At 39.9% G+C, this 12,932-nt stretch carries 14 protein-coding genes; 6 read left to right on the forward strand and 8 right to left on the reverse strand.

Translation table 11 applies throughout. The features are described 5' to 3' along the window. The first annotated feature begins 72 nt into the window (after positions 1-72). Positions 73-288, forward strand: coding sequence for a hypothetical protein (locus tag JKG61_RS15500; RefSeq protein ID WP_202103852.1), 216 nt, complete (start codon positions 73-75; stop codon positions 286-288). 76 nt (positions 289-364) lie between these two features. On the opposite strand, the gene JKG61_RS15505 is transcribed toward JKG61_RS15500, so the two are convergent. The 6 genes from JKG61_RS15505 to JKG61_RS15530 form a co-directional block, all read right to left on the reverse strand. Beyond that, a complete protein-coding gene (locus JKG61_RS15505) occupies positions 365-1,684 on the reverse strand; it encodes an NAD(P)/FAD-dependent oxidoreductase (RefSeq protein ID WP_202103853.1) in 1,320 nt (439 codons plus the stop codon). 175 nt (positions 1,685-1,859) lie between these two features. Then, the gene (locus JKG61_RS15510) at positions 1,860-2,192 is read right to left on the reverse strand and encodes a 2Fe-2S iron-sulfur cluster-binding protein (RefSeq protein ID WP_202103854.1); all 333 of its coding nucleotides are present in this window, start codon (positions 2,190-2,192) and stop codon (positions 1,860-1,862) included. Positions 2,193-2,263: 71 nt separating this feature from the next. Further along, the gene (locus JKG61_RS15515; protein WP_202103855.1) at positions 2,264-3,268 is read right to left on the reverse strand and encodes an NAD(P)/FAD-dependent oxidoreductase; all 1,005 of its coding nucleotides are present in this window, start codon (positions 3,266-3,268) and stop codon (positions 2,264-2,266) included. A 4-nt stretch (positions 3,269-3,272) separates the two neighbouring features. Further along, positions 3,273-3,710: a MarR family winged helix-turn-helix transcriptional regulator gene (locus JKG61_RS15520; RefSeq protein ID WP_202103856.1), complete on the reverse strand. Its 438-nt coding sequence runs from the start codon at positions 3,708-3,710 to the stop codon at positions 3,273-3,275. A gap of 86 nt (positions 3,711-3,796) precedes the next feature. Then, a complete protein-coding gene (locus tag JKG61_RS15525) occupies positions 3,797-4,537 on the reverse strand; it encodes a hypothetical protein (RefSeq protein ID WP_202103857.1) in 741 nt (246 codons plus the stop codon). Positions 4,538-4,945: 408 nt separating this feature from the next. After that, positions 4,946-5,332, reverse strand: coding sequence for a hypothetical protein (locus JKG61_RS15530; RefSeq protein WP_202103858.1), 387 nt, complete (start codon positions 5,330-5,332; stop codon positions 4,946-4,948). Positions 5,333-5,578: 246 nt separating this feature from the next. Here JKG61_RS15530 and JKG61_RS15535 point away from each other — a divergent pair, with 246 nt between their 5' ends. The 5 genes from JKG61_RS15535 (at position 5,579) to JKG61_RS15555 (ending at position 10,085) form a co-directional block, all read left to right on the forward strand. Then, on the forward strand, positions 5,579-7,324 hold the full coding sequence (locus JKG61_RS15535; RefSeq protein WP_202103859.1) for a HEPN domain-containing protein: 1,746 nt from the start codon (positions 5,579-5,581) through the stop codon (positions 7,322-7,324). Between the two features lie 152 nt (positions 7,325-7,476). Further along, on the forward strand, positions 7,477-8,169 hold the full coding sequence (locus tag JKG61_RS15540; RefSeq protein ID WP_202103860.1) for a hypothetical protein: 693 nt from the start codon (positions 7,477-7,479) through the stop codon (positions 8,167-8,169). 12 nt (positions 8,170-8,181) lie between these two features. Continuing rightward, a complete protein-coding gene (locus JKG61_RS15545; RefSeq protein ID WP_202103861.1) occupies positions 8,182-8,838 on the forward strand; it encodes a hypothetical protein in 657 nt (218 codons plus the stop codon). 9 nt (positions 8,839-8,847) lie between these two features. After that, the gene (locus JKG61_RS15550) at positions 8,848-9,612 is read left to right on the forward strand and encodes a hypothetical protein (RefSeq protein ID WP_202103862.1); all 765 of its coding nucleotides are present in this window, start codon (positions 8,848-8,850) and stop codon (positions 9,610-9,612) included. A gap of 86 nt (positions 9,613-9,698) precedes the next feature. Next, on the forward strand, positions 9,699-10,085 hold the full coding sequence (locus JKG61_RS15555) for a hypothetical protein (RefSeq protein WP_202103863.1): 387 nt from the start codon (positions 9,699-9,701) through the stop codon (positions 10,083-10,085). A gap of 53 nt (positions 10,086-10,138) precedes the next feature. Here the strand turns inward: JKG61_RS15555 and JKG61_RS15560 are convergent, their stop codons facing one another. Both JKG61_RS15560 and JKG61_RS15565 read right to left on the reverse strand, forming a co-directional pair. After that, the gene (locus tag JKG61_RS15560) at positions 10,139-11,578 is read right to left on the reverse strand and encodes a fibronectin type III domain-containing protein (RefSeq protein ID WP_202103864.1); all 1,440 of its coding nucleotides are present in this window, start codon (positions 11,576-11,578) and stop codon (positions 10,139-10,141) included. A gap of 10 nt (positions 11,579-11,588) precedes the next feature. Beyond that, positions 11,589-12,911: a BACON domain-containing protein gene (locus JKG61_RS15565; protein WP_202103865.1), complete on the reverse strand. Its 1,323-nt coding sequence runs from the start codon at positions 12,909-12,911 to the stop codon at positions 11,589-11,591. Positions 12,912-12,932 lie beyond the last annotated feature (21 nt).

Raw genomic sequence — 12,932 nt, forward strand, 5'->3', positions numbered from 1 at the left:
TATATAAATTTTGAAGGTTGTCCAAAGTTAGCAAACTTAACTTGTGTTAGGAATAGTTGTTGGTTTATAGTTGTGGAGGGACTGAAGTTAAGGGAGGTTGTTTTTGTCGCTCAAGCCGCGACAGGCTCACAGTTTTCTACGGAGATTGCCTCGCAATTTTGTCTTGCCAAAAGTGTGCAAACCGGAACGAAGTGGAGCTCATCGAAGATAAAGCGCGTCACTGTGCCGGCTTACCAAAACGGATTACTAGCACTACAATTGGCAACCCTCCAAGGTGATATTTTCTAAAGTGAACAGGCATTGCGAATAGTCCTATATCTCATAAAAAATGGGCTACCTTTTTGAAATAGCCCATTTTCTTGTCTTACTTTACTTTTTCCTCTTTCTCTTCATTACTGACCGGTAGTGGTCTGTTGTAGCGATTTATGATCAATCGGATTCCAGAATTCTTTGTTAGGAATTTGATAGACCAGTTCACAAACGTGATTACCTTATTACGGAATCCAAAAATAGAAACCAAGTGAACAAACATCCAGGTCAACCAAGCGATAAAACCTTTCATGTGTATTTTGCCCATATCTACGACAGCCCTATTACGTCCTACGGTAGCCATTGAGCCTTTGTCGAAGTATTTGAAACTCTCTTCGTTAGGTTTTCCTGAAATGATATTCATAATATGTTGGGCTACATATTTTCCTTGTTGTTGAGCCGCGGGTGCTACTCCCGGAAGACCGCGCGGGGTGTCTTCTGTGATCATAGCAGAAACATCACCTATAGCATAAATGCCCTCAAAGCCTTCTACTTGACATTGTCCATTGGTGCGGATGCGATTACCTCTTTCGATATAGTCTGCATGTATGCCCTCTGGAAACTGTCCTTTTACGCCAGCGCCCCAGATTACTGTTTTAGTAGGGATGCTTTCGCCGTTGTTGAATGTGATGGTATTGCCATCGTAGCCCGTAACCTGTGTGTTGAGCATAACTTTAACGCCCAATTCTTTGAGGTAACGTTCGGCATCACGTGATGACTTTTCAGAAAGCGCTCCTAATATTTTTCCTGTTCCTTCGACCAGGTATACTTTCATTTCGTTTTCAGAAAGCTCTGGGTAGTCTTTTTTCAACATGTGCAGTTGAATTTCGGCGATAGCACCGGAAAGCTCAACTCCTGTCGGTCCACCACCTACTACAACAAAGTTCAAGTAACGTTCGCGATCGGATATGTTTTTTCGGAGTACAGCTTCTTCTAGATTCTGTAATACATAGCTGCGGATATTCAAGGCTTCTTTGATGCTTTTCATCGGAAGCGAATATTTTTCTACTTCTGCATTACCAAAGAAATTGGATGTTGCCCCTGTGGCAATGACTAGATAATCATAGTCATATGTACCGACTGAGGTGTGTACTTCTTTATTTTCGTTATCGATTCGTAATACTTCAGCCATCCGAAAGCGGAAATTTTGTTGTGACTTGAACATTTTACGGATAGGAAAAGAAATTGCATCATCAGCTAGTGTTCCTGTAGCGACCTGATACATCAAGGGTTGGAAAGTATGAAAATTGTTTCGATCGATCAATACGACTTCTACCTCTTTGTCCTTAAGTTTGCGCGCAACTTCCACACCTCCAAAGCCTCCACCAATAATGATTACTCGAGGGAAAGAACGTTCTGTACGATTCAACAACATATATCGTTAGTTTTATTGTTATAAATTAATGCAAATATCTTAAAAAAATATAATATTTCAATAGCAAATTTTTATTGATATCACGGTATTTTTATGATTAAAACAGTGTTGTATATTGCGTGGAGGCCTTTCTAGTTGTTTAAACAATGTTTACTTAGTGTTTTTTGTACACATTCTATTGTAACGCTCCTCTTAACCTAATCGATAATCCATGGTCCTGATCTGTCAGGTGAATCTGGCAGGCTAATCTACTGTTGTCATCTGCATCCGGCAGGGTGTCTAACATATCAAGTTCTTGATCCTCAGGTTGAGCTAGGTTCTCTCCACCGGACTTAATTTCCACATGGCATGTAGCGCATAGCGCCATTCCTCCACAGGTTGCAAGGATCTCGTATTCGGATGCTTTAAGGATTTCCATCAGGCTAAAATTAACATCCGTCGGTACTTCGATGGTCGTTGTGCTACCATCTCTGTCTTCTATTTTTATTTCGATGATGTGGTTTTCCATTTTTATGTTCTATTGTTATCTTGTTAACATGTTATCTGGTTAACTCGTTCACTTGATAACACGTTCACTTTCTAAAATGCATGTACTCCATTGACGGTTGTATATTTAAAACTCAATTTTTGGTCGGGGTATACATATTTAAATGCCGACTGAACCATTAGGGTAGCTTCATGATAACCGCAAAGAATCAGCTTCAGTTTGCCTGGGTAGGTGTTGATGTCACCGATGGCATAAATGCGCTCCACATTGGTTGAATAGTCAAAGGTATTTACTTCGATTGCATTCTTGTCGATGTTGAGCCCCCAATCCGCTATTGGTCCTAATTTTGGTGTCAATCCATAGAGAGGGATCAGATAATCGGCATCCAGTAAATATTCCTCTTTACTTTTATTGGCTACTTTTACTTGAGCGAGTGATCCATTGCCATGTACGCTGAGTAGATTGTGTGAAAGTAAGAGGTCTATTTTCCCTTTCTGCGCCAGATCGTATACTTTATCTGCAGAATCCGGAGCTCCACGGAAGCTGTCGCTTCGGTGAACTAAAGTCACTTTTTTAGCAATATCGCTCAAGAATATAGTCCAATCGAGTGCCGAGTCACCGCCACCTGCAATGACGAGTGTTTTGTCGCGATAGGTTTCGGGATTTTTGACCATGTAGTCTATACCTTTGCGCTCAAAGGTATCCACACCTTCTAGTTCCGGTTTTCTAGGCTCGAAACAGCCCAAGCCTCCTGCAATTGCTATGGCTTGGCAGTGTACCTGTGTATTGTCAGAAGTGATGACGATGTAAGAGCCATCTTCTTGTTTTTCGACTTTTTCTACGCGTTCACCTAAGGTAAAGGTGGGGGCAAAGGGTCTTATCTGCTCCATCTGGTTGTCTATCAGCTCTTGTGCTTTGACGATGGGGTATCCAGGTATGTCGTATATGGGTTTGTGCGGGTATATTTCGGACAGTTGTCCACCTACCTGTGGTAATACGTCGATCAAGTGGCAGCGCATTTTCAACAAACCGGCTTCAAATACCGCAAATAGTCCAACTGGACCGGCACCTATAATGCAAATATCTGTTTGTATCATAATACTATTTGTGAGTTAAGTTATCGTATATAGTGTTTAATATCCTTGTGAAATGGGCAAAGTCTTCTTCATTTAGATTTTTCCATGCCTGCATACGGAAATCGGCAACTTTGGGAGCGATTTCCTGTATTTTGTATTCTCCTTTTTTTGTTATATGTAGTCGTAAAGACCTACGATCGGAAGGGTGACTGATTCGCTCAGCAAATTCTTTTTTTATCAATAGATCGATGATTCTCGTTAATGTTGGCTGATCTTTGCCACATAGCTCGGCCATTTCCTTGTTGCTGAGGGAGGGGTTTTCGTATATGGTACGGAGGACTATCCATTGATCTACCGTAAGGTCGAACTGTTGTTCGGCAAAGGCGGTCTGTGCATACTGTTTCACCTTTCTCGCTGTTCGATCGAGAATAAAAGAGTATTGATTGTAACTTTCGTTTAGCATAACAATAATTAGTGTGACAAATATAATTATTGCTTTCCATAATTTAAAGAAAGTTGGTCATATGTAAGTAATAGTAGATTTACATATTAGAGGTTATAAGCTGCAATGATGCCGACTGGGTTTAAGTCTTTGGAATTTAATAGGGAGGTATGGTTTCCGTATTTGGTGATATAAAGTATTGCCAGAGATACTACGATACTATTGTATTTGGTGTTGTTTACGTCATGGACGAGAGTCTGGGGATCAATTCCTTCTCCTTGTTGGCTGTATATGGGCAATTCGATTTCGTGGCTCCCGATTGTTTCAAAGTGCCTGAAACCAAAATTAAAACCTACAGTTTCTATTTTTAGAATGATATGGCTACAGTTTTTGGGTATATGAAAATTGCGTTGTGCGTTGAGAGAAGGTAACGATATGGATGTTGTACCGTTAGACTCGAACGTGACTTGCGGATCACAATACAGGTAATCATGGATATGGCATTTTTCATTAAATTGGAAGTCAACCAGTCGTTGAATGTTACCATCACTGACGTTAAGCATTCCGGAGTATCGTTTTCCATACCCGCGCAGCACACGCTGCATGTGCTGCTGTAAGCGATTGTGCATTCCACTATCGTGCATATCCAGATGTAGGGATCTGAAGGCTCGCCGTATTACTGCACCTGCTGCACTAGCGGTTCCGAAATCGGTTGCTGCGTTTTGTGTCCATTGGGTCTGCTTTAGCTTATCCGATGGTTTGGTCTGTACAACATTTTTGTTGCCTACTTTTCGATTGACCAGATTCCCGATCTGGCCTCTCAGATATCCATTCTCTATAATCGCCATAATCTAAAGATAGCTATTTAAATGTTTGAAAAACAATATTTTGTAGCTTTTTCGGAATTGGAAAACGTGATGTATTGGCTGTTGTGAAATTTGAAATTGGTGGTGCTTTACGATTATGAAATTGGCAATTGGATATTATGTCCAAGTACTGTAGCTATAGTATAGATAGTACTTAGATTCGGTTAAGAGAGTAACTGTGTCCGAAGTGTCTTTTAGGTGCTAGTGATTTGCTACTGACTGAGACACGCTGTCAACTCGGAGAGAACACGGACTCAACACGGAGAGAACGGCCTTTTGAATGGCATATGCTGTGCTTTATCCGTGGATGATTAGCGGATAAGACCACTTTGGTGAATATACGATGTTTTGTTGAATAGAATGGTGGATATTGGATCTCGTTTTAGCTTTTTATATTCCTCTCTTGGCATCAGCTAACTCTTTTTCTAACCGTACGATTTTTTCGGATTGAAGTTCTTTTGTCTCTTCTAGTAGTGCTAGTTGCTTTTGTAATAAACTAATCATTGTATTTGGTTCTAATTCATGGGAGAGTAGTGGGTCTTTTAAGACATCTGTTTTGTTGGGTTTTAACATGCTGCCTTTTCCAGTCACTAGCCACTCTGCATTTAATTCTGGATAGCTTTCTAGTATTTTGGATAAATTTATATCTGATATTCCAGATTTTTGATGCGAACGGTCTACAAAACCTTTTGCTAGGCCTGTTTTTAATAAAAAATCTTTTGGCCTAATGGATTGATTTTCAATAAAATCTATGATTCTTTTTCTAGCTGTATCCAAAATATTTGATATTTATTTGTTTTTATCTAAAATATTGGTCTATCTTTGTTTTGTTGATTAAGACAGTTTAACACTACACAAAACTAATAAAAAACGCGATAACTGCTATAGGTGTGTTGTCCATGTTTTGTGCATAAAAAAGATGTTTTGTTCCTGTTTTTAAATCAATGAAAGATACCCGATTATGAACTATTCCTGCCGCAGATTTGCGCGATAGGTGATAATATTAATATAAACTAATTGATTATGGAACTAAACAAAGACTTATTAATCGAACGATTGTCTTCAAAATTGGAGCTACGTGGCGTTTTCTTGTATGAAGACTGGCTTGGAGATACGCGGGTTGAACATCTCATGCTAGTGGTCAGTGCTGTAAAAGGTGTTTCACCTACTACTATGGCGCCTATAGTCAGGTTGTGTATGGTAGATATGCCCGAAATACCCTTTCATATTATTATTGAGGGGGAGTGGTTGAATCAGTTACGCAAAGGGTCGTTGTACCATAGTTATGCCTCTTTGCCTGTACATCGTATCTACTATTCCCGACCTAAGGAGATCGATCTGTTATTAAATAAGAAAATTATCAATTCCATGGCGGAGGTGAACCAAAAGGAATATGAGAAGGCTTTAGGTTATGCGAAGGAATACTTAAGTGCGAGTAGCGAATTTGCATTGAAAGAGAAGTATGACCAAGGAGTCTTTATGCTACATCAGTATTTAGAAGTAAAGATTCGTGCTTTTTATGGGCTAATGGGGGGACAGTTTGGGAAGACACATAACCTCGAGTATATTATCAAGAAAGTCAGAAGTGCTGCTCCGTCGCTTTTGTCGATATTTGCTTATGACGTTGCTGACGTGGAATTGTACAGGTTGCTGGATACGGCTTATAAGTCTTGTGTGAAGGGAGGTTCTACGGAGGTGTCGGTCGAACAATATGAATTTGTAAGAACGCAAAGTGTCTTTCTGGCAGAGATACTTGATGCGATGGTGGGCCGTATGATAGCGGAGGTGTCAACTTACCGCGCTCAATTGCCCACGGATAAGCCGAAGGAGGAGAAGAGGTCTGCTGTCCAAGTTGTGGAGCAGAAAGAGAATTCGAATAAGTCGCATCAGGTGGTTGTGGAGGATTTTTCGGATTTTCCTTGGCCTCAACGATATAAAGATGATGCTAATGCGTTATTGGATGATATTTATTCGAAGCACAGACCCGAACAAATTCTTTTGGTAAATTATAGAACCGGAGGGTTGACCAAAGGAAATCCTTTTCAAGAAAAGGCGTCTAAGCCTATGGAAGAGCTTGAGATGCATTTGGTCGTGTTGATGAAGAACAGAGGGCCATTTCGTTATCGCGAGGTACGACGAGGTGTAGTTTGCGTGACTATGGTTTTTTTGAACGTTTCTTATGTCGAAAGGAGTCTTAAAGAGGGCGGACGATTTGTGAATGCGGTATGGAAGAATGGTTGGCTGTTGCGGAAGAAGGCTACGTTTGGTACGCCTTTGGGTCCTGTTGAGGTCGATTGGAAGGAGAAGGCAGACAGAATGGATACGCTGGTCTGTAACGCTGAGGCTTCTATGAAAAACATGTTGAGTTTGATAAAGGATTCTCCGATTTTAATGGATGATACGAGTTTGCTTTTATTGCATCAGTTGATCGATATGGGAGTTAAGACATATCTGAGATGTGTGGTAGGGTTTATTCCAGAAGGTGTCAATCTGCAGACGTTAATGGATTGGTGTGCTATTGCGGATACACAGGTTATTGATTTCTTTTTCGAGTGGAATGAAGTGGAAAAGAAGGTTCTTGTTCTCGCCATAGAGTCCGAACGGGTTTGTTGGATGGGGGAGGCAAAGAATTTTAGTTCGGAATCTAAGCAAGTTGTTCGAAAGAGGGCAGAAAGATTGATGGAGTTTTTTGTTCAACTGTGCAAGGAGTCCGTTCAATCTATGCAATCCCGTATTGTAGAGCCGATAGCTGAATCGGCAACTATTTAAAAACTAAACGAAAAACTATATGAAAGATACAGTAAAGACGGATGCCACAGAGGCATCTGCAGCCACCGCTTTGCCTAAGCGGAAAGCTTCTGAACCTTTTTTTTATTCAATTGGCGAGGAGAGGGTTGTTTGACTAATCAAAACTATAAATTATGGAAAAGATAGCAATAGGCCGTAACAGCTACGCTGGTGTGATGTATTCATCTGACTTTGTGTATTGGTACACTTACCTGAAGCGACGCATAGCAAAGGGATGGTCTTCTGAAGAATTATCCTTCTTATTGGGGAAGGCTCCTTTTTACTATAATGATTTTGAGCTGATGCATGTTGTTGGAAAGTTTTTACAAAATGAACGTATTATGCTGGATCGGATTTATCAGGACTCTACTGTAGAGCCTATTATGCCTTCAAGGAAGTCTTATGAAACGAATGAGGAGCGTCTAATTCGGGTTAATATTGAGGAGGGAGAGTTTTATCGGGAATTTGAGCTTATTGTTCCTTGGACTTTTTTGCGTGAGGAGCGGTACAAGGATGATGGCGTATCAAAGTGTAAGAAGTATAGGCTGCCCGAGCTAAGATTTAAGGAATGGTTTTTAGAAGAAAGTCTAGAAATGGTTTCGGATGCGACCATCGATATTCGTAATAAGCTAAATAGATTTCTCGATAACAGAGGTCTAAAGGACGGAAAGACAGCGATGGAGTTGTTTCGAGAAGTGGAGTTTACAGGACGACATAACTTCAAGATATATCCGAGGCACCTGAAAAACGGTTTGTATAATCTGATTAAGGCTGGAAAAGTGTATGTGCGGAATATGAATCAACGGTATGTGTTTTTTGAGGCTTAAAGAAGAAAAAATATGGAAAAACAAATAGAACACGTTGGAGAGGGAACGTATAAAGCGACGTGTAAGCCGCAATACATAAGCTTTTTGTACTGCCTGCTTATCAGTAGGATTAGTCGTGGTTGGTCGGCTGAAGAATTATCTTTTTTGTTGGGGCAAGAAGATGATTTTATAGGTAATCTAGAACGGTTTATTGTATTTGATTATAGCGTGGACCTATATGGGCACTTGTTGCAGATTATGCCGGAAGCGCATTTGCTGATGAGTTCCGTAAGGGAGGTCAATGAATTTAATTACAAGCATAGCATTATCATGGAAGGGCATCTGATCCGCTACCGTATGGAACAGTATGTAAATGAGTGGGAGAGTATAACTGTATTTGAACTACTAGAGGAAGATGGGGCATATCGGGATAAGGTTGCGTCAAACTCTATTAAAGAGGAGTTGAGTCAGGCCAAGGCGTATTTGGCCATGCTTATGGAAGAGGGGTATTTCAGAAGGTATATTACAGCGTTAGAGATTTTCATGGTATTGAAAAGTGATTTCTGCAGTCATTTCCAGCCCAAGCAATTAAAAACTGAACTGGATAAATTATGGGGAAGGAAAGGTACAGCCCCCCTTAAACGAACGAAAAGACGGAGTTATGGTTATCGTTTTACCCTGCATAGATAATTTAATAAAATGGATAATAGAATAAATAAGGACGTGTTGGAAGTGCCTATGGACTTTCGTATTGCCTGCGAATCTTTTGGGATCCAAGTGGCGGACTTTTTACAGTTAATGGTGAGTCAGTTTGCATTTGTGAATCTTTTTGGAGAAGATGATTCGGTTTATAATTTGATTGTGAGGAGTTTTATGGAGGCGGAGGAAGTACTTGAGCGACAGGGAGGTTATAAAACCAATTATTCACTGGCTGATAAAGCAAATCAGGCGTTGCCGATCTTTAAACAGCTTTATAAGTTGGGCGCGAACCGTAATTATTCCTGGAATGCGAAGCGAAGCCGATCTAAGAAAATTGTGGATAAGCTATTTTTAATTACGGGGAAGGATATAAGGGCTCAGCCTAAGGTTTACCTAGATGAGGATACTGCTATAACGCTCAGCCGTGATTTCCGAATATGGAGTACAATTCATAACTGTCCAGTCATACCCGTATTGAATGCAATGATGCAAAGGGTGTCTTTGGCTGATTTGTACGCTAGACAGCATCTCGATGAAATCGAATATAATCCAACGTTAGGTATGTATCTCCGAATACAGCAAGGTTACGGTGATCTAGTTAACAGGGACCATTTAAATGGTTTAGGGTTTAAGGATTTTCTATGCGACCTACAAGAATTCGAAATGCGTTACTTTCTGTTTCATAGGTTGGCTGATAGAGTCGAAATGTATAGAGAACAATTTTTGGAAAATTATAATGAAATGAATAAAGCAAATATAATATGAAATATCCATGTAGTAGCAACTGCACAAACACGAATGAATATAGTTTGGATATTCCATATGACAACTGAAAGACAAATTATATACATATGAAAAATTTAGAACAAGTTACGGTCCCAAAGCCTGTTTCGCAGATTTGCGATATTTTTGGTTTGACTGTACAACAATTAGTACAGCGGTTTTTAGATCATGTGGATTTGGGGTTGTATTTCTCTAATCCATTTAGTACTGATCGATGGGCAAATGTTTTTACAACCGAGTGTGTGCTCCAAAATATGGGGGAAGAAAAGTACTTAAAGCGGTATGCAACCTTTGTAGATCGCATTACCGAAGCGGTATTGTCGGGTACAAAGGCAGATGCCTTGGATAAAGTTTATCACATCATCGACGAATGGCATAAAGCTGTATTGGAAAATCGTATTCACGAAATTATGAAGGATGATAGTGATACAGAAGATGGTGAGCTAATTTTTTGAGCTTGTGATAGCAACACTATGGACTGCAATCATTACTGAGCAGTCCATAGTATTTATTTAAGCTTGATTATTATATCGTCAATTAAAAACCGTGTTTTATTTGTGCTTGTTCCTGACGGATCGGAGGAGAATGCAATTCGTGAATTTGGAGATACGTTGGTCAGGGTGACTGTGTAGTTCTCAAATTTTCCAATCGCATCACTTATGTCTAGGGCTTTGCTATCTTTTTTTATGACGCTAGCCAAGTTGGAGATTGCACCTTTGGCCGAAAATTGTGAGCCCTCTATATTTTCGATGACTATCTTATCACAATAGTTGTTAAGTCCTTCCGAATAGACAGCTGCTTTAAAACTCACTTCGACCGTTTTTAAATTTCCACTGTATGATAAAATAGGGGTGTAAAGAATCCCTACAGCTCCTGATCCACCTATTTTGATATATCCAGGTCTTGTGGAAGTATTACCACTTTTGCCCCATCCCTCCATACCGACTCCTTTGGTGTAATCAATTGTAACATTACCGCCATCAAAAACATTGAACTCGGCGCCTAGATCACAGAAACTTTGACCTAAATCTGTGTTTACAGGATTATCGCCCTGGGCTTTATGCCATTGGGCACGTCCGGCAGCTGTAGTGGCATTATATCCACCTGCTTTAAATAATATATCTCCACCATGTATGAAATTTCTAAAATCCTGATGAAGGATAACGTCTCCTGTAACCGTCGGGTTGGAAGCAACCTGTATGCTGGCCGAGTTTGCCGTTTTCATGGCGAATGCAGGAGTCTCGAAGGACGAAGCATTATCTTTTACTTTAAGATAATAGCTAGTGTTTGCAGCTAAGCCTGAAAATGTAAATCTTAAGGGTTTTGGTAAAGACGTGGTCGAAGCTGCAAAAATACCAGTTATATTTTTCCAACTTATTTCTAAATCCGTACAAGCTGGATCTTTGTAAAGGTAAAGGTCAAAGGATTTGGTGATTTCACTGTCCATATTGGCGAAATCTGTAAATGACCATTCTGCTGTTAATGTAGAGTTTGAAGCTTGTATGTTTTTTATGTATATAATTTCAAAATCTTGGTCTACTATGCCGTATTGAGGGATTATTCGTGCCTTTTCAGAGTTTTGTTGGACATAAATCCAATTTGATGTGGCTGAATTTGGATAGTTTGCCCGTACGCGTGCATAGTAAGATTGCCTCGGATTTAGACTGGCGAATTCATAATAATCTTCATCATCGGTTGTATAAGTATATAATGGGTAATCTGAGTCTGGCGAACTTAATAATTGTACGGTATATGATCTTGCATCTTTTATAAAGTCCCAAGCTATCGTTATACTCTTACTATTGTATTCCAGTAATTGGACTTTTTCTGGAGTGTAGTTTTGAAAAGCGGAGCTTATTTCCATGTCTTTATCTGTTTTGCAAGATTGTAGCCCTACACAAAAAGTTATAAATAATAATCCGTCGCGCAATAGTTTCGTTATGTTCATAATGCGTAATTTAATAAGTAACGATAATATCATCAATGTAAAGTCTGGATGCTTGTACGGTTCCATTTTGGTTGGTGTCTTCGGGGAGCATAATAGTTAAAGCAGAAGCATTGGTCGCCGCTTTAATAACACAGCTCACTTCAATCCATTTCATTGTAGCTACATTAAACGGAATTGAAACTTTGTTAGTTAAACTATTGATGTTTGCAAGGGTCACGCCTTGAACTGCTTTAGGGAAGAGGCCTACTAAGATCGATGATGGACCAGGGTTATTATAAAGGGCTGCCTTAAAGGTAACTAAAAGATCTTTGTTCTCTCCTGTTGGGATAGGAAGGGCTGGGGTCAGAATAGAACCAAATTCCGTTGCCGTTGCACTAGCAGCTCCCAGTTGTATATAACCTGGACGCATATAATTCCTTACGCCTAGCCACCCCTCCAGTCCAATCGATTTATAAAACGTTGGATTACTGGTTCGGATTGTAGACGTAACTCCTGAACCATTAGCACCATTTGTACCTACCGCACAAAGTATGGTTTCATCTCCAAGTGCCATTTCTGCAGTTGCTTTTATGGAAGTGATGCCATCCTTATTGGCAATACAGTCACCGCCCCATAAGAAATTATCGAATGATTGCTTTATGATTGTTTGTCCTTGCCCAGCGATAGTCTGCATGGTTCCAAAATCTTGGTTGTCAATTTTAACTGCAATTTCTACTAATCCCTGTGTCTCGGTAAGGCCGTTAAGGGGGATATATAGAAAACCATCTCCAGAAGTCGATACCTGAATTGGCCCCGTTGGTGCGTTTATTCCGGTAGCACCTTTGCCAGATAATTCTATAGTTACCGGAAATTTTTCATCACCAACAGCTTTGCGGTAGGGAACTTTTAATTTAGCAGTTATTGTTTTTCCAACAGTTAAATCGCCCTCGAGCGCCAGATATTTACCGTTAGAATGGGTTGCCCATTCAAATAGTCCATTGTTCTGGTTGATTTTAATGGGTACGTTTTGCTGACTAGATCCACTCAAGTATATAGTGCCTTTACGGGCCTCACTGGTATTTCGAATACAAGTTACTTTTACTTTCTGGTAAGTATTTCCATCTCCAGTACCAGATTGCGGCTCAACTTTGATCCAATTGTCCTCGTCTGGTATCTGTATTGACCAATCGCCTGTGGCTCTTACCGTGAATTCTTTGCTTTCTTCTATATAGTCAAATGAAAGTTGTTCGACGTTCCGCTTAAGAAAGGATTCGGATTTTTCCTTTTCACAGTTGGAAAAAAACAGGACGAAAGCAAAAACTAGATAGAGATTATAAGATTTATAATATTTCATTTCTAATAGTTTTATTTGATT

Origin of the sequence: Sphingobacterium faecale (genome assembly GCF_016746095.1) — a bacterium.
In the GTDB taxonomy this organism is placed as follows: Bacteria; Bacteroidota; Bacteroidia; order Sphingobacteriales; family Sphingobacteriaceae; genus Sphingobacterium; species Sphingobacterium faecale.